Annotated in this window: 18 protein-coding genes; all 18 read left to right on the top strand. The window is 38.2% G+C overall.

Features of this window, described 5'->3' with window-relative positions:
• Positions 1–59 precede the first annotated feature (59 nt).
• The 18 genes from APB85_RS11690 (at position 60) to ilvD (ending at position 23,319) form a co-directional block, all read left to right on the top strand.
• The gene (locus tag APB85_RS11690; RefSeq protein ID WP_057481540.1) at positions 60–2,366 is read left to right on the top strand and encodes a glycoside hydrolase family 65 protein; all 2,307 of its coding nucleotides are present in this window, start codon (positions 60–62) and stop codon (positions 2,364–2,366) included.
• 60 nt (positions 2,367–2,426) lie between these two features.
• On the top strand, positions 2,427–4,283 hold the full coding sequence (locus APB85_RS11685; RefSeq protein ID WP_057481541.1) for a glycoside hydrolase family 13 protein: 1,857 nt from the start codon (positions 2,427–2,429) through the stop codon (positions 4,281–4,283).
• A gap of 132 nt (positions 4,284–4,415) precedes the next feature.
• Positions 4,416–5,855, top strand: a complete 1,440-nt coding sequence (locus tag APB85_RS11680) for an alpha-amylase family glycosyl hydrolase (protein ID WP_057481542.1) — start codon at positions 4,416–4,418, stop codon at positions 5,853–5,855.
• A 124-nt stretch (positions 5,856–5,979) separates the two neighbouring features.
• On the top strand, positions 5,980–6,966 hold the full coding sequence (gene pfkA, locus APB85_RS11675) for a 6-phosphofructokinase (RefSeq protein WP_057481543.1): 987 nt from the start codon (positions 5,980–5,982) through the stop codon (positions 6,964–6,966).
• A 19-nt stretch (positions 6,967–6,985) separates the two neighbouring features.
• Complete coding sequence (gene gap, locus APB85_RS11670) at positions 6,986–7,984, top strand: type I glyceraldehyde-3-phosphate dehydrogenase (RefSeq protein ID WP_057481544.1); 999 nt, start codon at positions 6,986–6,988, stop codon at positions 7,982–7,984.
• Positions 7,985–8,080: 96 nt separating this feature from the next.
• Positions 8,081–8,941 carry an N-acetylglucosamine kinase gene (locus APB85_RS11665; RefSeq protein ID WP_057481545.1) on the top strand — a complete coding sequence of 287 codons (861 nt, stop codon included), beginning with the start codon at positions 8,081–8,083 and terminating at the stop codon, positions 8,939–8,941.
• Positions 8,942–8,989: 48 nt separating this feature from the next.
• The gene (locus APB85_RS11660; protein WP_057481546.1) at positions 8,990–10,528 is read left to right on the top strand and encodes a YifB family Mg chelatase-like AAA ATPase; all 1,539 of its coding nucleotides are present in this window, start codon (positions 8,990–8,992) and stop codon (positions 10,526–10,528) included.
• A 250-nt stretch (positions 10,529–10,778) separates the two neighbouring features.
• Positions 10,779–11,933, top strand: coding sequence for a DUF2891 domain-containing protein (locus APB85_RS11655; RefSeq protein WP_083482192.1), 1,155 nt, complete (start codon positions 10,779–10,781; stop codon positions 11,931–11,933).
• On the top strand, positions 11,933–13,153 hold the full coding sequence (locus tag APB85_RS11650; RefSeq protein ID WP_057481547.1) for an Nramp family divalent metal transporter: 1,221 nt from the start codon (positions 11,933–11,935) through the stop codon (positions 13,151–13,153). Before APB85_RS11655 ends, APB85_RS11650 begins: the two co-directional genes overlap by 1 nt.
• A 336-nt stretch (positions 13,154–13,489) precedes the next feature.
• Positions 13,490–14,230, top strand: a complete 741-nt coding sequence (pxpA, locus tag APB85_RS11645; protein WP_057481548.1) for a 5-oxoprolinase subunit PxpA — start codon at positions 13,490–13,492, stop codon at positions 14,228–14,230.
• Positions 14,227–14,958 carry a 5-oxoprolinase subunit PxpB gene (gene pxpB / locus APB85_RS11640; RefSeq protein ID WP_057481549.1) on the top strand — a complete coding sequence of 244 codons (732 nt, stop codon included), beginning with the start codon at positions 14,227–14,229 and terminating at the stop codon, positions 14,956–14,958. The genes pxpA and pxpB overlap by 4 nt, the downstream gene beginning before the upstream one ends.
• The gene (locus APB85_RS11635; protein WP_057481550.1) at positions 14,948–15,832 is read left to right on the top strand and encodes a 5-oxoprolinase subunit C family protein; all 885 of its coding nucleotides are present in this window, start codon (positions 14,948–14,950) and stop codon (positions 15,830–15,832) included. The genes pxpB and APB85_RS11635 overlap by 11 nt, the downstream gene beginning before the upstream one ends.
• 858 nt (positions 15,833–16,690) lie before the next feature.
• Positions 16,691–17,077, top strand: a complete 387-nt coding sequence (locus APB85_RS11630; protein WP_057481552.1) for a hypothetical protein — start codon at positions 16,691–16,693, stop codon at positions 17,075–17,077.
• Positions 17,077–17,793, top strand: a complete 717-nt coding sequence (locus tag APB85_RS11625; protein ID WP_057481553.1) for a hypothetical protein — start codon at positions 17,077–17,079, stop codon at positions 17,791–17,793. The genes APB85_RS11630 and APB85_RS11625 overlap by 1 nt, the downstream gene beginning before the upstream one ends.
• Positions 17,783–18,571: a sensor histidine kinase gene (locus APB85_RS11620; protein WP_057481554.1), complete on the top strand. Its 789-nt coding sequence runs from the start codon at positions 17,783–17,785 to the stop codon at positions 18,569–18,571. Before APB85_RS11625 ends, APB85_RS11620 begins: the two co-directional genes overlap by 11 nt.
• Positions 18,564–19,196 (top strand): response regulator transcription factor, encoded by a 633-nt coding sequence (locus APB85_RS11615; protein ID WP_057481555.1) that lies wholly within the window; start codon positions 18,564–18,566, stop codon positions 19,194–19,196. The genes APB85_RS11620 and APB85_RS11615 overlap by 8 nt, the downstream gene beginning before the upstream one ends.
• Positions 19,197–19,740: 544 nt before the next feature.
• Positions 19,741–21,264, top strand: coding sequence for a bifunctional GNAT family N-acetyltransferase/carbon-nitrogen hydrolase family protein (locus tag APB85_RS11610; protein WP_057481556.1), 1,524 nt, complete (start codon positions 19,741–19,743; stop codon positions 21,262–21,264).
• A 381-nt stretch (positions 21,265–21,645) separates the two neighbouring features.
• Entirely contained in the window at positions 21,646–23,319 is a 1,674-nt protein-coding gene (ilvD, locus tag APB85_RS11605; RefSeq protein WP_057481557.1) for a dihydroxy-acid dehydratase, read from the top strand.
• Positions 23,320–23,321: the final 2 nt, after the last annotated feature.

The raw sequence follows: 23,321 nt of genomic DNA, 5'->3' as shown, positions 1-23,321 counted from the left end.
TTGCACCTTACGGCCTAGTGCCGGTGTTATTTAATTAGAAACGAGACAGAAATAAAGCAATGAACCAAGATTATATACAACCTAACGAGTGGTCCATTCTAGAAGAAGGATTTGATGTAGAACGCGTAAAATCGTCTGAAAGCCTTTTTAGTATAGGTAACGGCGTTATGGGCCAGCGAGCCAATTTTGAAGAGAACTATTCCGGGCCAAGTTTCCAGGGAAGCTATATTGGCGGGGTTTATTATCCCGATAAGACTAAAGTTGGCTGGTGGAAAAACGGCTATCCAGAATATTTCGCAAAAGTGCTTAACGCACCCAACTGGATTGGGATAAACGTTTTTGTAAACGATGAAGCCTTAGATCTTTTTACCTGTAAAAAAGTTGAAGATTTTAAGCGTGAGCTTAATATGAAAGAAGGTTTTCACCGCCGCAGTTTTGTAGCTACGCTTCCAAACGATATCGAAATTTCGGTAAAAGCTACGCGCTTTCTTTCTATAATTGAAGATGAACTTGGCGCAATAGATTTTGAAATTGAAGTTTTGAACAGCGATGCTGAGATTCGTTTTGAGCCTTATTTAGATGGCGGAATCACGAATACCGATGCCAACTGGGAAGAACGTTTTTGGAAGACTTTAGAAGTGAAATCTGAAGATGACAAAGGTTTTGTACTTTCTAAAACCCTAAAAACCGAATTTCATGTGAATACCTATATGCAATCTGAAGTTTTGCTAAATGGACAAAAACAAGATGTAGATTTTACTGAAACGAAAACCGAAGATAAACTTACTTTTTCCTATTCAATTAAAGCTGAAAAAGGACAAAAAGTAAGCCTTAGAAAATACGCCGGTTACGTAACCGATATGAACCATAAACGTGCAGATTTGGTAGATGCGGCTAGTAAAATATTAGATTACGCCACTAAAGCAGGGTTTTCCAAATTGCTTCAGGAGCAAAAAGAAGCCTGGGAGAAAATTTGGGAAATGGCCGATATTACTATTGAAGGGGATGTAAAAGCCCAACAGGGAATTCGCTTTAATATTTTTCAGCTAAATCAAACGTATTTAGGAAAAGACGAGCGATTAAATATTGGCCCGAAAGGCTTTACCGGCGAGAAATATGGCGGAAGTACATATTGGGATACCGAGGCTTATTGTATTCCATTCTATATGGCAACCAAAGACCAGCAGGTAGCCAGGAATTTATTGACTTATCGTTATAATCATTTAGACAAAGCCATAGAGAATGCCGAAAAACTTGGATTTACCAATGGCGCGGCACTTTATCCAATGGTAACGATGAATGGAGAAGAAAGCCATAACGAATGGGAAATTACTTTCGAGGAAATTCATAGAAATGGCGCGATGGTTTATGCCATTTATAATTATGTACGCTACACGGGCGATTTCGATTATATTCCTGAAAAAGGCCTGGAAGTAATGATCGCAATTGCAAGATTCTGGCAGCAAAGAGTGAATTTTAGCGAACAGAAGAATAAATATGTAATGCTGGGTGTAACCGGGCCAAACGAGTACGAAAATAACGTGCACAATAATTGGTACACTAATTATTTAGCGAAATGGTGTATTGAATATTGCCTGGAAACCATTGAAAAAGTTAAGGATGCTTATGCCGAAGATTATAAGCGTGTAATGGGTAAAACCAGGCTTAATGAAGGCGAAATGGCCAGGTGGAGAGAAGTTGCTGAAAATATGTATTTCCCGTATTCTGAAAAGCACGAGGTTTTCCTTCAGCAAGACGGATTTTTAGATAAAGAGATCGTTCCAATCGCCGAATTGGATAAATCTCAGCGGCCAATTAACCAAAAATGGAGTTGGGATAGAATTTTACGTTCCTGCTATATTAAACAAGCTGATGTTTTACAGGGCTTCTACTTTTTTGAAGATCATTTTAGCAAAAAAGAGCTAGAGAAACATTTTGACTATTACGAACCTATTACCGTTCACGAGTCTTCGCTTTCTCCTTGTGTGCATAGTATTCAAGCTGCACTTCTGGGAAGAACAAAGCAGGCTTACGAATTCTATTTAAGAACTTCAAGACTGGATTTAGATGATTATAACAAGGAAGTAGAGCAGGGCTGCCATATTACCAGTATGGCCGGGACCTGGATGAGTATTGTAGAAGGTTTTGGCGGAATGAGGGTGAAAGAAGATCAACTTTCTTTTAATCCTACAATTCCCGAAGACTGGAAAACCTATTCCTTTAAAGTGAATTTTAGAGACCAAATCTTAAAAGTAAAAGTTTCTGCCGATAAAACGGTTTTCTTACTGGAAGGCGACAATGCTATTGAAATTAATGTAAACGGAAAATCAGTTGAAGTACAGCCTAATCAGGAATTGGCGATTTAGAGATTCCTGCAAGATTTTCAAAACCTTGTAGGTTTAAGTAAAAAGCAAAAACAAAAGATTATGAAAAAAATACTAATCACTTTAATTCTCCTCGCCGGTTTAACCGGGTTTGCGCAAATAGAACGCGTAGAGCCGCCAAACTGGTGGACGGGTTTTGAAGAAACCGAACTCCAGTTAATGGTTTACGGTGAAAATATTGGAAATGCTACCCCGAATATCGATCATCCGGATGTTAGCATAGAAAATGTTGAAAAAGCCGATAGCCCAAATTACCTGTTTATCGATTTGGAAATTGGAAATGCCAAAGCTGGAATCTTCGATATTACTTTTGAACTCGATAACGGTTCCGAAGAAGTGTATGAATATGAATTGAAAAGTCGGGAAAAACCTGCATCAGAATATGTAGGTTTTGATAATACCGATGCGATTTATTTAATCACACCAGACCGATTTGCAAATGGAGATAAATCTAATGATAGCTTCGATTTTCTAAACGAAAAAACGAAGGATCGTGAAGATGATTATGGCCGTCACGGGGGAGATATCCGAGGGATCATCAATCATTTAGATTATATAGATGAAATGGGTTTTACCGCGATTTGGCCTTCGCCGTTAGTGATTAACGACATGAAATCGGGTTCTTATCACGGGTACGCGATGACCGATTTTTATAAAGTAGATCCCCGGTTTGGAACTTTAGAAGAATATAGAGAATTAGCAGATAAAGCTGCCGGTCGTGGAATAAAACTGGTTATGGACCAGGTGGCGAATCACGCCGGCGTAGAGCATTGGTGGATGGACGATTTGCCTTTTGACAATTGGATCAACTTCCAGGAGAAATTTGAAAATGGAGAAGATCTGGTATATTCCAATCACCGTAGAACCACCAATCAGGACTTATACGCTTCAGAAACCGATAAAAACGGAATGACTGAAGGCTGGTTTGTAGAAACCATGCCAGATCTAAACCAGGAAAATCCTTTTATGGCCAAATATCTTATTCAAAATAGTATCTGGTGGATTGAAACTCTTGGTTTAGGAGGAATTCGGCAGGATACCTATCCATATCCCGATAAAGCATTTATGAGTGATTGGGCGGGCGCAATTATGGCTGAATATCCAAATTTCAATATTGTAGGTGAGGAGTGGAGCTTAAATCCGTTACTTATTCGTTACTGGCAGGATGGTGTAGATAATGGTTATGATTCTAACCTGAAATCTACGATGGATTTTGCGATGCAGAATAAAATTGTAACCGGTTTAAAAGCCGAAGAATCCTGGGGTACCGGTCTTGTAGAAATTTACGAGGGCTTGGCTAACGATTTCGCGTATGCCGATCCTGAAAATATTATGATTTTCCCTGATAATCACGATAAAAGCCGAATCTATACCCAACTTGGAGAAGACGTAGCTAAAACCAAAATGACCGTAGCTTATATGGCCATTTTGCCAAGAATTTTCCAAATGTACTACGGCACAGAAATTTTAATGGATGATACCGAAAACCCTGGCGATCACGGTTTAATTAGAACCGAATTTCCAGGTGGTTGGGACGATAACGAAGTAAATGCTTTTACCGGTGAAGGACTTTCAGAAGAAAAAGCTGAGATGCAGGAATTCGTAAAAAAAGTGATGAATTATCGTAAAAATAGCGAGGCCATTCATTCAGGGGAAACCAAGCATTTTGCTCCGGAAGATGGTACGTATCTAATTACCAGAAAAGCAGGAGATGAGGTTGTGGTACTTATTCTAAATAAAAATGAAGAAGCGGTTACTTTAGAGCTGGAGCGTTTCAGCGAATTAAATTTAAAAGGAGAAACCTTTAAAAATTTGATTTCCGAAGAAACATTTCAGTGGGAAGACTCATTGGAATTAACAGAAGAAGGTGTTTACTTTTTTACAACTAAAATGGAATAAATAAATCTTGATAGGTCATCCTGAACTTGTTTCAGTTTCTAGTATGATATTATATTCGAAAATGTTAGATCCTGAAATAAATTCAGGATGACGTTAAAAAAAGAATACCAATCAAATATCAAATAAATAAAAATGAAAAAAACATTAATAATGCTGTTGGCTTTTACGGCCTTGTTTTCCTGTAAGGAAAACGAACAAAAAGAGCAGCCAGAACAAAAAGAAAAAGAACAGGCAATCGCACCGGTTTCTAACGACGCTTTAGAGTCGGCGGTGATTTACGAGGCAAATATTCGCCAGTATTCTCCGGAAGGAACTTTTAACGCCTTTACTCAAGATATTCCGCAGTTAAAGGAACTTGGTGTGAAAGTGATTTGGTTAATGCCTGTTTATCCTATTTCTATGAAAAATAGAAAGGCAACCGGTGATCTTTCGGTAGAAGATATTGAAGATCCTGAAGAAAGAGAGAAATATCTTGGGAGCTATTATGCGATTTCAGATTATACCGATGTAAACCCTGAATTTGGAACTTTTGAAGATTTTGAAAAACTGGTAGAAACCGCTCACGATAACGATATGTACGTGATCCTGGATTGGGTAGCTAACCATACCGGTTGGGATCATAAATGGATAGAAGAAAACCCCGATTATTACACTCAAAACGAGCAGGGAGAAGTGGTAGATCCGCTAAATCCTGATACCGGTGAAAGCTGGGGCTGGACAGATGTTGCTGACCTTAATTACGATAATAAGGAACTCTGGACGGCAATGAGCAATGAGATGAAGTTTTGGGTAGAAGAATATAATATAGACGGTTTTAGAGCCGATGTAGCCGGGGAAGTCCCAACCGAATTCTGGGAAAGTATTGTTCCGCAATTAAAAGAAATAAAACCGGTTTTTATGTTAGCCGAGTCAGAAGACAAAGACCTTTTTCATAATGCTTTTGATATGGGTTATAACTGGGAAGGTCACCATATTATGAATGAAATAGCGCAGGGCAAAAAGACTGCGAAAGATTGGGATGCTTATATGCAAAAAATAGATTCTACTTATGAAGAAGATGACTATTTAATGAATTTTGTAACTAATCACGATGAAAATTCCTGGAATGGAACCGTAAAGGAAAGAATGGGTGATGCTTCAGAAACGATGTTGGCGCTTACTTATACATTACCCGGTGTACCACTTATTTACAGTGGGCAGGAATATGATATGGATAAAAGACTTCTGTTTTTCGAGAAAGATACTATTCCGAAAACAAAGGGAAAAGTATGGCCTTTAATGGAAAAATTAGGAAGCCTGAAAAACGAAAATAAGGCTTTACACGGAGCAAAAAATGCAGCTTCGTATCAGGAAATCGAAACTTCAGACGAGGAGAAAGTTCTTGCCTTTAGAAGAGAAAAAGATGGGGCTCAATTAATTTATATCGCTAATATGAGCGACGAGAATACAAATTTCAGCATAGAATTAAGTGGAAATTTTGAGGATTACCTATCGGGAGAGACGATAGAAATTTCTGAAGATAAAAATATGGATTTAGAACCCTGGCAGTTCTTTATCTTAATAAATAAGTAATAAATTTACTAAAATACTAAAAACAGCCCTCTCCAGAGGGCTGTTTTTGTTAGTTATTAACCGAAAACGTTTTAGTTTATTAGTAAATTAGGTTATATTGTAGAATTAAAATAGCTTTGGCTTAATGGCGAAGAAAATTAATAAAATTGCAGTCTTAACATCCGGTGGTGATGCTCCCGGAATGAACGCCGCTATTCGTGCGGTTGTTAGATCCTGTTCATATTATAATCTGGAGTGTGTTGGTGTTTACCGCGGCTACCAGGGGCTTATAGAAGGAGATTTTGAAGATCTTACTGCAAGATCTGTTAGAAATATAATTAATAAAGGTGGAACTTTCCTAAAATCTTCCCGATCTGAAGAATTTAAAACCGAAGAAGGACGGGCAAAAGCTCATAAAAAACTTACCGATGCCGGTGTAGATGCTTTGGTGGTGATTGGTGGAGATGGAACTTTTACCGGAGGCCTTTACTTCAATAAAGAATTTGATTTTCCTATTGTGGGGATTCCCGCAACTATAGATAACGATATTAACGGTACCGATTATACTCTGGGTTACGACACTGCTTTAAATACGGTGGTAGAAGCTATAGATAAGATTCGCGATACCGCAAGTTCTCATAACCGCTTGTTTTTAATTGAGGTTATGGGGCGGGATGCAGGTGATATTGCTTTAAATAGTGGTATTGGTGCAGGAGCCGAAGAAATATTACTTCCGGAAGAAGACCAGGGAATTCAGCGTATGATGGATTCTTTGGAAAAAAGTAAGAAATCCGGAAAAACCTCCAGTATTATTGTGGTGGCTGAAGGTGAAAAGAGCGGGAAGAATATTTTTCAGTTAGCTGAATTTATCTCGCAAAGCCACAAAGAATATGATATTAGAGTCTCTGTGCTGGGTCATATTCAAAGAGGAGGTTCTCCAAGTTGTTTTGATCGTGTTCTGGCCAGTAAACTTGGTGTTGGTGCGGTTGAAGCATTAACCGATGGTAAAACCAACATCATGGTAGGGGTACACCACCAAAAAGTGGTACACGTACCTTTGGAAACTGCTTTAAAAGAAGACAGGGAATTTGATCAAGAATTGAGAAGGGTGGCAAACATCACTTCCGTGTAAAATTTTTAAAATTTAAATTATGAGTACAAAAATTGGAATTAATGGTTTTGGCCGAATTGGACGTATCGCGTTTAGAATCGCGGCTGAAAAGAGTGACGTAGAAGTTGTAGCAATAAACGATTTATTGGATGTTGATCATTTGGCTTATTTGCTGAAGTATGATTCTGTTCACGGTAAATTTAAAGGAGATGTTTCTGTTAAAGACGGAAATCTTGTGGTGAATGGGAAAAACATTCGTATCACAGCAGAGAAAAATCCAGAAGACCTTAAATGGGGAGATGTTGGAGTAGACGTTGTGGTAGATTGTACTGGAATTTTCAAAGAAAAAGATAGCGCTAGCGCACACCTTAAAGCCGGAGCCAAGAAAGTTGTAATTTCTGCACCTTCTAAAACCGCACCTATGTTTGTAATGGGTGTGAATCACCAGGATGTAAAACCAGAAGATTCTATAGTTTCTAATGCTTCTTGTACTACTAACTGTCTTGCACCACTTGCAAAAGTGATAGATGATGAGTTCGGACTTGTGGAAGGTTTAATGACCACGGTTCACGCAACTACGGCTACTCAGCTTACAGTAGATGGTCCATCAGCAAAAGATTTTAGAGGAGGTAGAAGTGCTCTTATGAATATTATCCCTTCTTCAACCGGGGCAGCTGTTGCTGTAGGTAAAGTGATTCCTAAATTAGATGGTAAACTTACCGGAATGGCTTTTAGAGTACCAACTGCTGATGTTTCTGTAGTAGACCTTACGGTTAAGACAGAAAAGTCTGTGAGTTATGATGATGTAAAAGCTGCATTCAAAAAAGCTTCTGAAGGATCTTACAAAGGAGTAATTTCTTATACAGATGATGCAGTGGTTTCTCAGGATTTCGTATCAGATGCACATACTTGTAACTTTGATGCCGATGCCGGAATTGCACTTAACGATAACTTTTTCAAATTAATTGCGTGGTATGATAACGAATATGGTTATTCTGCTAAGCTTTTAGAATTGGCAGCACACGTTAATTCAATTTAATATTTTATTTTAGAGCCTGAAGAAAGCTACGCTTAGGTTATTTTTAATCTTTTAGCGCTTTCCTCAGGCTTTTTAATTTAAACCATATTCACACACATGATATTAATAGCGGACGGTGGATCAACAAAATGTGACTGGATCTTACTTAGTGCAACAGGGGAAGAATTATTAAGAACCCGCACTAAAGGATTGAATCCAGCAGTATTTCCAGAAGTAGTACTGGAGCAACGCGTTGAAGAGAATGCCGATTTAAGAGAGATAAAAGATAAGGTAGAACGAGTGCATTTTTATGGTGCCGGCTGTGGTACCGAAACTCCAAAAAAACTACTGGAAGGGATTTTTACTAATTTCTTTACCAATGTAGAGGAAGTCATTATTTTGGAAGATATGGTTGCCGCTGTTTATGCTGCTACCACAGAACCAGGAATCGTTTGTATTCTTGGCACCGGTTCCAACAGCTGTTATTTTGATGGTAAAGAGATCCATCAGGCAGTTAATTCCTTAGGATATATCCTAATGGATGAAGCCAGCGGAAATTACTTCGGAAAAAGACTAATAAGAGATTATTACTACAAACGAATGCCTCCGGAGCTTTCCGAAGAATTTGGTAAAATATATAATATGGAGTCTGATGAGATAAAGAAAAATCTTTATCGAAAAGAGAATCCAAATACTTACCTCGCTTCTTTTGCCGAATTTATTTTTTCTAACGAACGTAATGGTTATTTCTACAAATTAGTACACGAGGGAATTACCGATTTTATGCATTCTCGTGTAATGTGCTATAAACAAGCACAAAATACACCGGTGCATTTTATAGGAACCATCGCTTATTTTAGTGAAGATATTATTCGAGCTGTAGCACAACCTTACGGGATAGAAATTGGAAATATTGTGCGTAGACCAATTGATGCCCTTATAGAATACTATAGAAAAGAAGTGCTTATCGATAATTAATTATCTTTTTTCATAAATTTTAGTACATTTAAGAAATTCAAGGCTTAAATGTTAACAAAAGTTTATGGAAGTGCCGTATTTGGGGTAGAGGCTACTACAATTACTATAGAGGTAAATGTAGCAACCGGCATAGGTTACCATCTGGTAGGTCTGCCCGATAACGCGGTGAGGGAAAGCAGTTTTAGAATTGCAGCTGCCCTTCAGAATAACGCTTATAAATTTCCGGGTAAAAAGATTATCGTCAATATGGCGCCGGCCGATCTTAGAAAAGAAGGTTCGGCTTACGATCTTAGTTTAAGTCTCGGGATTCTGGCCGCTTCAGGCCAAATTAAAGCAGAAAATATATCAGAATATCTTATTATGGGTGAGCTTTCGCTAGACGGAAGCTTGCAACCCATAAAGGGAGCCCTGCCCATTGCTATAAAAGCCAAGGAGGAAGGTTTTAAAGGATTTATCCTTCCGAAGCAAAACGCTAAAGAAGCCGCTATTGTAAGCGAAATTGAAGTTTACGGCGTTGAAAACATTACAGAAGTAATCAACTTTTTTGATAAAGATGAAGCTTTAGAGAGAACTATAATCAATACTCGCGAAGAATTCTACAAAAACCTGGATCACCCTGAACATGATTTTGCCGATGTTAAAGGCCAGGAATCTATAAAACGCTGTATGGAAATTGCCGCAGCGGGCGGTCATAATATTATTCTTATTGGTCCGCCGGGAGCCGGTAAAACGATGCTTGCAAAACGCTTACCCAGCATTTTACCGCCAATGACTTTACACGAGGCTTTGGAAACTACAAAAATACACAGTGTGGTTGGCCGTGTTAAAGAACATGTAGGTTTAATGTCTCAAAGACCTTTTAGGAGTCCACATCATACAATTTCAGACGTAGCTCTCGTTGGCGGCGGGGCATATCCGCAACCGGGAGAGATTTCTCTTTCGCATAACGGGGTTTTATTTCTGGATGAACTCCCCGAATTTAAGCGTGGCGTTTTAGAAGTAATGCGTCAACCTTTAGAAGATCGGGAAGTGACGATTTCCAGAGCTAAATTTACGGTAACCTATCCGTCGAGTTTTATGCTGGTGGCTAGTATGAACCCCAGTCCTAGCGGATACTTTAACGATCCCGATGCGCCAGCAACTTCGTCCCCGGCAGAAATGCAACGCTATTTAAGTAAGATTAGTGGCCCATTATTAGATAGGATAGATATTCATATTGAAGTCACTCCTGTACCATTTGAAAAATTGAGTGAAGAACGCCGGGGAGAAAGCAGCGTTGAAATTAGAAAAAGAGTTACAAAGGCACGCCAATTTCAGACCGAACGCTTTAAAGAGTCTGATTCTGTACATTATAATGCGCAAATGAGTGTAAGGCAAATTCGTAAATTTTGTGCACTGGATGATGCTTCAAAAGCCCTGCTTAAAACCGCCATGGAACGTTTAAATCTTTCTGCCCGCGCTTATGACAGAATTTTGAAAGTCTCCCGAACTATCGCCGATCTGGAGAATTCAGAAAACATTAAAGGAAACCATATAAGCGAAGCTATTCAATACAGAAGCCTGGATCGAGATGGCTGGTTGGGGTAATTTTATTCCATTTTAAGTTAATTTTGATATTTTTGAAAGCCTTAGAGGTTTAAATATGTCAACTTTTAAATTTATATTTACTCGATAATCGAGATTAAATTCTCCAGGCCTTGCCTCGAAATCAAATTATTTTCATCAATATAAATGCTTCGCGAGTTTGCTACGAAGTTGTTTATTCACTTGGAAATAATAGAATTAAATAGATCATAAATCTAATTTGTTTTCGGGCTGAGTTTAATAAGACCAAACTATGATAAAAAGAAGTTTATCCTTACTAATGTTAGTTCTAATAATTTCTTGTAAGGGCGATCCTGAAGTTAAAGAAGCTTCAGAAATAGAAAGCGACAGTATTAAAGAGAAAAGTATATTAAGCGGGGATTTGCTTGGGGAAGATCGGGTAGAATTTACTGTTAAAGAAGCGAATAACCTGGCTGAGCTTCCGCTAAACTGTATTAATACTCAATATCCTAACAAACTTGGTCAAACGCTGGAAAACAAAGAGGCTATAGGTGAGCCTCAAGAATTGCACCCCGCATTTTATGGCTGTTTTGACTGGCACTCTTCGGTACACGCACACTGGTCTATGGTAAGTTTATTAAAACAATTTCCTGATCTTAAAAAAGCTGAAACTATTAGAGAAAAATTAAAGGAATCTCTTTCTGCGGAAAATATCCAGGGTGAGATCGATTACTTTAAAAGGGAACAAAGCGATTCTTTTGAACGTACTTACGGTTGGGCCTGGTTGCTGAAACTTGCTGAAGAAATTGAAACCTGGAATGATCCTCTGGCCGATGAACTTGGTAAGAATTTAGCCCCTTTAACCGATCTTATCGTTAAGAAATATATAGAATTCCTACCAAAATTAAATTACCCAATTAGAGTTGGAGAACACAGTAATACAGCTTTCGGACTTAGTTTTGCTTACGATTATGCAAATGCTGTGGAGCATACTAAATTAAAAGAGCTCATTTCAGAGAGAGCGAAGGATTTCTATCTAAGTGATAATAATTGTCCATTAACCTGGGAACCCGGCGGATTCGATTTCCTATCCCCGTGTTTAGAGGAGGTAAGTATTATGAGCCGTGTTTTACCAAAAAACGCCTTCGAAATGTGGTTGGAAGACTTTCTTCCTCAGCTGAAATCTGAAGATTTTGATGTGGAAGTAGGAGAGGTGTCAGATAGAACTGATGGAAAACTGGTGCATCTCGACGGACTTAACTTTAGTCGTGCCTGGGTTTTCTACGGACTTATAAATCAATATCCGGAGAAATTCTCACATTTAAAGGAAATTGCCGATAGGCACGTGGCTCACTCTTTTCCTAATTTGGTAGGAGATAGTTACGAAGGAGGCCATTGGTTAGGCACATTTGCTATTTACGCTTTGCAGGAATCTAAAGATATGTAGTGCGAAATTTCTTGAAAAACCTTGGGCCGGGAATCCTGGTCTCGGCGGCATTTATTGGGCCGGGAACGGTTACGGTTTGTACGCTGGCCGGGGTTGAATTTGGTTACAGCCTGCTCTGGGCTCTATTGCTATCTATATTTTCATGTATAATTTTACAGGAAATGGCAGCCAGGCTTGGCGTGGTCTCACAAAAGGGTTTAAGTGATGTTATTCGGGAAGAGATCAAAAAACCGATCTTCAGGGTTTTAGCGATTATCCTTATTTTTTCAGCTATAGTTATTGGGAATGCTGCTTACGAAGCAGGTAATATTACCGGTGCTGTTCTTGGAGCCGAAGCTATCTTCGGAATTCAAAATCTGCAAATTGACGATTTTAAGCTTAATTTATGGAGTATTTTTATTGGCGCAGTCGCGTTTATACTTTTATTTACCGGAAGCTACAAAACCCTCGAAAAGATCTTTATTGGCCTTGTATTGTTAATGAGTATAAGCTTTGTGCTTACTGCTATTCTAACCAAACCTGATATTGTAGAAATTTTAAGCGGACTTATTCCAACAGGCAATGCTGCCGGATTGCTTACAGTGATGGCTATTGTAGGTACTACTGTAGTTCCTTACAACCTGTTTTTACACGCTTCTCTCGTTAGTGAAAAATGGAAAGAATCTTCTTATTTGCCAATCGCCCGTAAAGAACTCATAGTTTCTATAATCCTTGGTGGTACGGTTTCAATGGCAATTATCATTAGTGCTGCTTCTTCTGGCCTAACTAATGTGAATTCTGCAGCTGATATGGCGGTAAGTCTCGAGCCGCTTTTCGGAAAATTTGCTACCTGGTTTATGTCTTTGGGGCTTTTAGCTGCCGGGATCACTTCTTCTATTACCGCTCCTTTAGCTGCCGCTTATGTAGTAAAAGGCTGCTTTGGCTGGAAAGGAGGGATGAAGTCAGCTAAATTTAAAACTGTATGGGCCGTGGTTCTTATTTTGGGTGTGTTCTTCTCTTCCCTGCAAATTAATCCTATTGAGATTATACGTTTTGCCCAAATTGCCAATGGAATCCTATTGCCCGTAATTGCTATTTTCTTATTTTGGGTAGTCAATAAAGCCTCGGTTTTGGGGAAACAACGTAATTCTAAGCTGCAAAATGTACTGGGGTTACTTGTTATTGCGCTTTCCGTATTTTTAGGGATTAAAGCGATTCTAAGCGTTTTGCAAAGCTTTTAATAATTTGTGTGGGATTAATTAATTTATCTTCCTGTAAGTTTTCTAAAATCTTATATTAAAAGGTTTATGCTTGATTTTAATCTATTGCTATAGGTTTTTCCTTGTTTTTTGGCCTACCGAAAATTTATCGTATAAATTTGAAGTGAAAGCACCGTAAAATTTTAGGCTGTTTGAGCAAAATAAATTTTCATCTTTAATAAGAGGATGATGGCGAGTTCCTAAAATTTAGGTGAAGAACGATAAATTTAGATAAATATTCGTAAGCCTAGATTTTTTTGGTTCGTTTTTTCATCGATGGAAAAAATGAATAACATTAATGGTTAGAAAAATTTTGAAATGAAAAAAATCCATATAAACTGCGATTTAGGTGAAGGCGGCGATTTTGACGCAGATCTAATGCCGCATATTTCTGCTTGCAATATTGCTTGCGGAGGTCACGCCGGAAACCTGGAAACCATGCAGGGAACTATTAAACTTGCTGTGGAACATGGAGTAGAAATAGGAGCGCATCCTTCTTATCCCGACAAGGAGAATTTTGGAAGAAAAACTATGAAGATTTCTACGGAAGAATTGCAGCGTTCTATTGTTGCGCAAATTTTAAGTTTAAAACAATTGACCGAAGCAGAAGGGGTAAAACTCACCCATGTAAAAACTCATGGAGCACTTTATAATGAAGCTGCAAAAGACGAAAAAACAGCTCAAATTATCATAGATTCTTTACTGGAATTCGATCAAAATTTAGCGCTTTTTTGTCCGTTAAATTCTGTGATGTCTAAACTTGCGAAAGGGAAAATTCCAATCGTTTTTGAAGCTTTTGCCGACCGAAATTATAACCCCGATTACAGCCTGGTTTCGCGTTCAAAACCTAATGCTTTAATAAGCGAAAAAGAAGCCGTTTTTCAACATCTTTTTTCTATGTTTTCTGAAGGAAAAATTACCTGTGAAAATGGTACTAAAATTAGTTGCAGCGCAACTACTTTTTGCCTGCATAGTGACACGCCAAATTCAGTTGAAATTATGAACTTTTTACAGCAGAAATTTGCTGAGCATAATATTAAAATTAAGAATGCAAAATGAATGATTTTCCTAAAATAACACCGATGGGGGAGCGGGGAATTCTAATAGAATTTGAGCCTGAAATTAGTGAAAAACTTCTCAGAAAGCTCCTTTTTTACAAAGATAAACTGGAAGAGTTTTATGATGAAGTAAATATTGAAGTAATCAACACATATAACTCGTTATTAATTAGTTACATGTTCAGTATAGAAAACGTCTATAATGAGGTTTCAGCGATTAAAGAGCTGTTTGGTGAGGCTAAGATAGGGAAAATAAATAACCAGCAAATTTTCCATTTACCGGTTTGCTATGAAGTGGAATTCGGTTGGGATCTGGAATACATTTCCAATGAAAAAAACCTCTCAAAAGAAGAAATAATCCAGCTGCATACCAAACCGTTTTATACCGTATTTTTTACAGGGTTTTTACCCGGATTTTTATACCTGGGGGGCCTTGATAAAAAGCTTCAAATTTCGCGTAGAAATCAACCCCGAATGAAGATAGAAAAAGGGGCTGTTGGAATAGGCGAAAACCAGACCGGAATTTACCCGAAATCCAGTCCCGGCGGATGGCAGATTTTAGGCAATTGTCCGGTTCAATTTTTTGATAAAAATAACGATCCACCCTGTGAGATTTCGGCGGGTGATAAAGTGAAATTTTATTCGGTTTCTAAAAAAGAATTTGAAGAAATTTCTGAGCAAATTTCCGAAGGAACTTTTCAACTAAAAAAAGAAAATTATGAAGGCTGAAATTGAGATTTTACATCCGGGATTATTTTCCACTATCCAGGATTTTGGGCGTCGCGGATTTCAAAAATATGGAGTTCCTTTGAGTGGAGTGATGGATAGAATTGCTCTAAAAACTGCCAACCTTATTTTGCAAAATCAAGCCGATGCCGCAGTGATGGAAATTACCCAAATGGGACCAAAACTTAAATTTTCGGCAGCGACAAAAATCGCCATTAGTGGAGCAAATCTTTCTCCAAAACTAAACGATACTGAAATTGACAATAATGAAGTGGTGAAAATTCACGAAGGTGATATTTTATCTTTTGGAAGACCGGAATACGGAATGCGTTCCTATTTAGCGATCCTTGACGGATTTAAAACCGAAAAGGTTCTGGGAAGCCGTAGTTGGTACGAAGATATTACCAGCCACGAAAAGCTCGAAAAAGGAATGAAACTCCAATATGAAGCTTCTGAGGAGGAAAAATATGAGACTCACGCCGCGATAAAGTTTGATGAGGAATATCTGAATTCTCAAGAAATAGAAGTTTTTCCCGGCCCTGAATATGAAAAACTGCCTGAAACTTTAAAAAGTCACTTAAGACAAAGTAAGTTCAGTATTGATAAAAATAATAATAGAATGGCGATCCAGCTTAGTGAGATCTTAGAGAACGAACTGGAGCCAATTATTACCGGCCCGGTGCTTCCCGGAACCATTCAACTTACTCCCGGCGGAAAATTGATCGTTCTTATGCGTGATTGTCAAACCACGGGTGGTTATCCAAGGGTTTTACAATTAAGCGAGAAAGGAATTAATATGATGGCGCAGAAAAAGGCAGGGGATAAGATTAGATTTAAAAGCCCCCCGACCCCCAAAGGGGGAGAAGCATTATCCTAAAAAAGTTTTGTTATATTTTTCTTTATACTTACGTCATGCTTGAATTTATTTCAGCATCTAAGTGGTTTGAAACCGAAAACTAATCCACAAGAGATTGCCACATCCCGTTATCGCAGTCCTGATAATGAACTTGATAAAAAAATATTAGTGTATTCGTGGCAAGCTAAACTTTTTTTAGGTTTGAAATCTCTAAAAATTGGATACCCGATTATAAACCTGGATAGGCTCTGAAATGAATTCGATGTAACGACTGGAACAACATTAGGTTGGAGAAGATCCCGATGTAAAATCGGGATTAGTTCGCTCTAGTATTTTAAATGCGGCCGAAGGCCTTTTTAAAACATAGGCTCACTAAAATAAAAAAGTGCCGCCTTGGTTACGAGAAGCCTGATTACCCTACCAATCAAACTCCTCACCGTTGACGACACTTTTTTGCCCCAAAACACTTTAGCTAACTAAAATGACTATGTCAAATGTAGAAGATAAGTACGCTCGTTACAAGGGGAAAAATCCCCTTTCTAATGAGATCGCATTTTTAAAAGCTGTAGATGTATTAAAATGCTGATCAAATTATCCCGACTTCAGTCGGGATCTTCATTAGCGTCATTGCGAGTTCCCCGTCAATTCGAGTGTTCCGACGCTAGTCGGAAAGTATCGAGAAGTGCAATGTAGTTAGAACCTAGAAGAGTTCTCGATACAGCCTTATTTGCGCTCTCGCTTAAATAAAGCCACTCGAACTGACAACTATAACAACCCAAAACCGAAAAACAACTGACAACCAAAGATTTGCCATAATAAAAAATTCTCCTAAATTTACCTTAACAAAAAATTAAGTTTTAATCAACCAACCAACTTAAAATGGAAAAACCAAAAAAGTGCATTAGCATTGAAGAAGCGCGCAAGGAACAGGACGAATGGGTGAATACTCGAGGAAAGGAAATTCAGCGGGGGCAGGGTTATGAAGATACCCGCGAATTCTGGTATAGTGTGGATGAATTACAGGAATACCTGGATTATGTTCGCGAGAAATCTAAGGAGCAGGGGGTAGAGAAACCGGGAATTCGGTTTTATTTAGGGGCTTATCCTAAAACTAAGGAGAAAAAAAGCTATACTACCATGTTTCTCTCGCCCACCAAAGAAGCTTCGGGAGATACAGCAACTGCCGGGGAAGATTCTGACCCTAATAATTATGAAATAGAACCTTTTAATACTATTGCCTCAGGTTGGCCTCCAACTAATTATTAATGCAAGATCTTAGATTTCTCGTAATTTTACTTGAGGGGCTTGCAGCAATATGCGGTTTGTATTATTATAAAAAGAACCCAACAAATAAAAAAGTTGGGTTTTTTTCCGGGTTTTTATTATTTACTTATTTTGTTGAATCTATTGGGATGATCCCTGCAATGATTTATTGGAATGAGTCCCTACATTTCCTTAAAGATAGTTTTTGGTATAGTAATTTCTGGCTATTCAACCCTTATCTGATTATCAATTTTGTGGTTTATATACTTTATTTTAAATGGAATATTTCAAGTAAAAAAACAAGAAAATTTATTGATAAAGCTTTACTGTTATATGTGATAGTGTGTATTACCAATTTAATATTTTCAGATGTTTTTTTCCAGAATAATTCAGTAGTTACTTATTTGTCGGGAAGTCTGTTTCTTTTAGGAGTAATTTTCTATTATTATTTTGAAATTTTACTAAGTGATAAAATTTTAAATATCAAAAATGAGATCAGTTTTTATATTTCATTTATATCACTTTTATACTTTCTTACCACTACACCTATTTTTATTTACTTTAAATATTTTACTACTAAAAGTCCTGAGTTTGTTGAATTGAGTTCTTGGGTGCTAATAGGTATGAATATATTTATGTACAGCTCCTACAGTATTGCCTTTTTATGGCTCGCGAACAAAAGAAAACCAACTTCTAAGAATATAAAAAATGCTTTCTAAAGAAGAAATTTTACTCATTATCTATTTTGTGGTAGTCATTCTGCTGCTAACGGCTTTTGTGATCGTTTTTTTTGTGGTCTACCAACGGCGTAAAAATAAAATGCTGCAAGAGCAATTTGAAGCTAAACAGCGTTTTGAGCGGGAGATTTCCCAATCGCGTTTAGAAATGCAGGAACAAACCTTAAGGAATGTGGGTTGGGAATTGCACGATAATATTGGTCAGTTACTTTCTGTTGCTAATATGCAGTTGAATATTTTTTCAAGAAACCTACCTGAAGCCGAAAAAAACTCAGCTTTAGAAATTAAAGAAACCGTGGCGAATTCACTTCAGGAAGTGCGTTCGCTCTCAAAGTCCTTAAACAACCAGGTAATTGGTTACGCCGGTTTGGTGGTTTCTGTAGAAAATGAACTGGAAAGGTTTCAGCGTATGGGCGTTATTGAAACGGAATTGAAAGTAACCGGTGAAAAACAGGAAATTCCGCAGCAGCACAGTATAATTTTATTCAGGATACTTCAGGAATTCTTTTCTAACGTGATCAAGCACGCAAAGGCTTCAGCATTAAGTGTTCATATTAGTTTTACTTCCGAAGAAATAATTATTACTGCAAAAGATAACGGGCAGGGATTTGATATGGAAGCGGTGAAGAAGAATTCAGGATTATTCAATATGGAAAGCAGGGCAGCGCTGATACGGGCAAAGTTTGAGCTGGAAACTTCTATAGGCGCGGGAACTTCCTTATCTTTACGTTATTCTTTAATGGGGCATCAAGATGAGTAATACCGTAGCAATTGTAGACGATCACACTTTATTTTCACAATCTTTAAAAAACCTGGTGAATTCTTTTGAGAATTACGAGGTTAATGGCGTGCATAAAAACGGGCAGGAACTGGTGACTCAATTTAGAGCCAACCAGCCTAAACCCGACTTGGTGTTGTTGGATATTAGAATGCCAATAATGGATGGCCCTGAAACGATGGCCTGGCTTAAAGAGAATTTTCCCGACCAAAAAGTTTTGGCTCTTACTATGGAAGACGATGAGGAAACTGTAACCTTTATGGTGAAATTAGGTTGTCGCGGTTATTTGCTAAAAGACATAGATCCAGATGAGTTTAAGTTTGCCATGGATGAGGTGATTAAGGAAGGCTTTTTCTATAGCGATGCGGTTTCTGAAGCCATTAAAAATAAGAATAACGAAAATAAACTCGTTAACCTTACCAAACGTGAACTGGAATTTCTTAGCCTGGCCTGTTCTGAAATGACCTATAAAGAAGTGGCAAACGAAATGAACCTTAGCCCAAAAACTATAGACGGTTACCGAGAGAGTTTGTTTCAGAAACTAAACGTAAGAAGCCGAACCGGTTTGGTGTTGTATGCGATTAAGCATAGGATTTTGTTGTTGTAAGGCCCCCAGCCTTTCGAAGTAAATTCGTAAAAACTTTATTATAGTACTACGTCATGCTGTCCCGACGCTTCGGGATTGTTTCAGACTTTATCCAGAATTTTCTTCGGGAACCTAGGTTATAGAAACAACCTGGACCTCCGAATAAATTTTGGAGCTGATTCTGAAATAAATTCAGTTTGACGCAAGTAAAAATCGGTTTGTTAATTCAACTATTTTCTTCTCCTTTTTCGCAGAATATGTGGACAAAACCCCGAGATTCAGGATGAGCGATTATTTCAATCGGTTATCCGCGGGGTTTTGGTCACGGTTTTTGGCCTTTCGCCAAAAAATTCCTTGAAAAAGGCGTCTTTTTCTTTGCTTCGTTTCTTTTGGACGAGCAAAAGAAATGAAGGGCAGGTCAAATCAAACATTTGCGTGACTAAAAGTTTAAAAAATAAAAGCTATTCTAGCTGCAGTTAAATTTCATTAAATTCTGCTTTGAATATTAGGGACTTTCAAACCAACATTTTCTACAGTATCTTCGCAATCTCAAAAAAATAATGTCGTGAACGAAACTCCAAAAATTGAACTTCGAAATTTAAAGCTAAAGGATTATCAGGAACTTAAGGTTTCTATGATAAAGAGCTACCAGAAAATGCCAGAGGATTACTGGAGTAAAGATGAAATTAGGAACCTGGTCAATAAATTTCCCGAAGGGCAGTTCTGCATTATTATAGATAATAAAATTGCGGGTTGTGCGCTTTCCATTATCATCGATTCTAAAAAGTTTGATGAAGATCATACTTATGATGAAATAATTGGTGGTGAAAACTTTTCTACCCACACTAAGAACGGCGATATTCTATACGGAATAGATGTTTTTATTCATCCAGATTATCGCGGAATGCGCCTGGGAAGACGTTTATACGAAGCCCGAAAAGAGGTTTGTGAGCAGCTTAATCTAAAATCTATTGTTTTTGGTGGACGTATTCCTAATTACGCGACATATTCTAAAGAACTCACGCCTAAAAAATATATTGAAAAAGTAAAACTTCAGGAAATTCATGATCCTGTTTTGTCTTTTCAGCTTTCTAACGATTTTCACGTAAAAAAAGTGATTAAAGGCTATTTGCCCGGCGATGCTGAAAGCAAGGAATACGCGGTTTTAATGGAGTGGAATAATATTTACTACACTAAAACCACCAAATTGATCGATACGCCTAAAACCGTGGTTCGACTTGGTTTAGTGCAATGGCAAATGCGACTTTTTAAAGATTATGATGCGCTTGTTTCACAAATTGAATTCTTTGTAGATGCGGTAAGTGATTACCAGAGTGATTTTATCCTTTTTCCTGAATTGTTCAACGCGCCACTAATGGCCGAATTCAATGAGCTTACGGAACCTGAAGCCATCCGCGGACTTTCTACCTATACCGAACGTTTACTGGAAACCTTCCAACAATTCGCAGTGAATTATAATATAAATATCATCACCGGAAGTATGCCTATGGTTATCGGCGAACATATGTATAATGTGGGCTTTTTATGTAGACGTGACGGAAGTTACGAACGCTACGAAAAATTACATATCACTCCGGCTGAAGAATCGGCCTGGGGAATGAAGGGCGGTAGCAAACTCGAAACCTTTGATACCGACTGCGGAAAAATAGGAGTGCTTGTTTGTTATGATGTAGAATTCCCTGAAGTAAGCCGAATTCTTGCCGAAGAAGGAATGAATATTTTGTTTGTTCCGTTTATGACTGATACCCAAAATGGCTATTCTCGCGTTAAAATATGCGCACAGGCCAGGGCGGTAGAAAATGAATGTTATGTGGCTATTGCAGGATCTGTAGGGAATTTACCTAAAGTGAATAATATGGATATCCAGTATGCCCAAAGCGCGGTATTAACGCCATCAGACTTCGCGTTTCCCGTAAACGGAATAAAGGCTGAAGCTACTCCTAATACGGAGAGTACCTTATTGGTAGATGTTGATTTAGACCTCTTAAAAGAACTTCACGCCTTTGGAAGTGTAAGAAATATGAAAGATAGAAGGAAAGATTTGTATTCTTTGAAGAAGAAAAAGTAGGTTTCAGTAATTAAGTGTCATTGCGAGGCTGCAGGCCGTGGCAATCTTTTCTAAAATGTGCAATATTTCATGAATCCTGTATAATTATCAAATTATTAGAAACTCAGCTTAAAACAGTCAAAAAACAAAAATTACCTCAAGAAATTAAGAATTTTTCAAAAGCCCGAAATTCCACCAATTTCGGGCTTTTTCTTGCTATAATTTTTCTTCTTCAAAATGCCTTTTCAGGTATCGTAATCAAAACACATTTAAAATACTGTAGAACAGTCATTTAAGTTAATAGTTTTTGTTCCGAAAGTAGTGCTTTCTATACAGGAACTTACCTGTTGAATTCTTATCGGCTTACTTTTAATCTTTAAATCACACGAAGAAGAATAAGTAATGCATAATAAATTCAGTAAAGTTTTAACACAAAGCGATTCGCAACCGGCATCACAGGCAATGTTGCACGCCATAGGTTTAACCAAAGAAGATTTTAAAAAACCATTTGTGGGTATTGCCAGTACAGGTTACGAGGGCAATCCTTGTAATATGCACCTTAACGATTTGGCAAAATTGGTTAAAAAAGGCGCTAACGAGAATGAACTTGTCGGTTTAATTTTTAATACCATTGGCGTTAGCGATGGTATTTCTATGGGAACTCCTGGAATGCGTTATTCGCTGCCATCCCGTGATATTATTGCCGATTCTATGGAAACGGTAATTCACGCGATGTCTTATGATGCGTTGATCACCGTAGTAGGATGCGATAAAAATATGCCCGGTGCGCTTATGGCAATGCTAAGAATTAACCGTCCGGCAATTCTGGTTTATGGAGGCACAATTGCTTCCGGATGTCATAAGGGTAAAAAACTGGATGTGGTTTCGGCTTTTGAAGCCTGGGGTGCAAAAACTGCCGGAGATATTGACAAAGAGGAATACGATAGTATTATTGAAAAAGCCTGTCCTGGTGCAGGTGCCTGCGGCGGGATGTATACCGCGAACACTATGGCTTCTGCAATTGAAGCTTTGGGGATGGCTTTGCCTTATAATTCTTCAAACCCTGCGGTAGGTGAGGAAAAGAAAACTGAAAGTGAGGAAGCCGGAAAAGCAGTGCGCTTGCTAATTGAAAAAGATATAAAGCCTCGTGATATTGTGAATCGTAAATCGCTAGAAAATGCGATTCGATTACTTACGGTTCTCGGTGGTTCTACCAATGCCGTATTGCACTTTTTGGCCATAGCGAAATCGGCTGAGGTTGATTTTAGCTTAACAGATTTTGAAAAAATATGTGACAGTACGCCTTTTTTAGCAGATCTAAAACCAAGCGGAAAATATGCGATGGAAGATGTACATAGAATTGGCGGAATTCCAGCGGTTCTAAAATATATGTTGAAAAACGATATGCTCCATGGTGATTGCCTTACAGTAACCGGAAAGACCTTGGCCGAGAATCTGGCAGATGTTCCCGATATGGAAGAAGGCCAGGATGTATTTAGGCCTTTAGATAACCCGATCAAGAAAACAGGTCATATTAGAATTCTTTACGGAAATCTAGCTGAAGGCGGATCGGTAGCGAAAATAACCGGGAAGGAAGGTTTAGAATTCACCGGAACAGCTAAAGTTTTTAATAGCGAATATGATGCTAATGACGGGATTTCAGAAGGAAAAGTAAAAAAGGGTGACGTCGTCGTCATTCGGTATGAAGGGCCAAAAGGCGGTCCCGGAATGCCGGAAATGTTGAAGCCTACTTCAGCAATAATGGGAGCAAAGCTCGGTAAAGATGTGGCTTTAATTACTGACGGGAGGTTTTCTGGAGGAACACACGGTTTTGTCGTCGGGCATATTACCCCGGAAGCCCAGGAAGGTGGTTTGCTGGCATTCCTAAAAGATGGAGATCAGATTACCATAAACGCTGAAACCAATAAAATTGAAGTTGCGCTTTCAGCAGAAGAAATAAAGAAAAGAAAAGAAAACTGGAAAGCCCCCGCTTTAAAATTTAATAAGGGTGTGCTTTACAAATATGCAAGAACGGTTTCTTCGGCCTCACAAGGTTGTGTTACCGACGAATTTTAATA

The organism is Salegentibacter mishustinae (assembly GCF_002900095.1).
GTDB classification, from domain to species: Bacteria; Bacteroidota; Bacteroidia; order Flavobacteriales; family Flavobacteriaceae; genus Salegentibacter; species Salegentibacter mishustinae.
This window is presented reverse-complemented; position numbering and strand designations above follow the sequence as displayed.

What these genes read in the sequence shown, in the direction of transcription:
- APB85_RS11690 (WP_057481540.1), top strand. Translation starts at nt 60, where the DNA reads ATGAACCAAGATTATATACAACCTAACGAGTGGTCCATTCTAGAAGAA.
- APB85_RS11685 (WP_057481541.1), top strand. Translation starts at nt 2,427, where the DNA reads ATGAAAAAAATACTAATCACTTTAATTCTCCTCGCCGGTTTAACCGGG.
- APB85_RS11680 (WP_057481542.1), top strand. Translation starts at nt 4,416, where the DNA reads ATGAAAAAAACATTAATAATGCTGTTGGCTTTTACGGCCTTGTTTTCC.
- pfkA (WP_057481543.1), top strand. Translation starts at nt 5,980, where the DNA reads ATGGCGAAGAAAATTAATAAAATTGCAGTCTTAACATCCGGTGGTGAT.
- gap (WP_057481544.1), top strand. Translation starts at nt 6,986, where the DNA reads ATGAGTACAAAAATTGGAATTAATGGTTTTGGCCGAATTGGACGTATC.
- APB85_RS11665 (WP_057481545.1), top strand. Translation starts at nt 8,081, where the DNA reads ATGATATTAATAGCGGACGGTGGATCAACAAAATGTGACTGGATCTTA.
- APB85_RS11660 (WP_057481546.1), top strand. Translation starts at nt 8,990, where the DNA reads ATGTTAACAAAAGTTTATGGAAGTGCCGTATTTGGGGTAGAGGCTACT.
- APB85_RS11655 (WP_083482192.1), top strand. Translation starts at nt 10,779, where the DNA reads ATGATAAAAAGAAGTTTATCCTTACTAATGTTAGTTCTAATAATTTCT.
- pxpA (WP_057481548.1), top strand. Translation starts at nt 13,490, where the DNA reads ATGAAAAAAATCCATATAAACTGCGATTTAGGTGAAGGCGGCGATTTT.
- pxpB (WP_057481549.1), top strand. Translation starts at nt 14,227, where the DNA reads ATGAATGATTTTCCTAAAATAACACCGATGGGGGAGCGGGGAATTCTA.
- APB85_RS11635 (WP_057481550.1), top strand. Translation starts at nt 14,948, where the DNA reads ATGAAGGCTGAAATTGAGATTTTACATCCGGGATTATTTTCCACTATC.
- APB85_RS11630 (WP_057481552.1), top strand. Translation starts at nt 16,691, where the DNA reads ATGGAAAAACCAAAAAAGTGCATTAGCATTGAAGAAGCGCGCAAGGAA.
- APB85_RS11625 (WP_057481553.1), top strand. Translation starts at nt 17,077, where the DNA reads ATGCAAGATCTTAGATTTCTCGTAATTTTACTTGAGGGGCTTGCAGCA.
- APB85_RS11620 (WP_057481554.1), top strand. Translation starts at nt 17,783, where the DNA reads ATGCTTTCTAAAGAAGAAATTTTACTCATTATCTATTTTGTGGTAGTC.
- APB85_RS11615 (WP_057481555.1), top strand. Translation starts at nt 18,564, where the DNA reads ATGAGTAATACCGTAGCAATTGTAGACGATCACACTTTATTTTCACAA.
- ilvD (WP_057481557.1), top strand. Translation starts at nt 21,646, where the DNA reads ATGCATAATAAATTCAGTAAAGTTTTAACACAAAGCGATTCGCAACCG.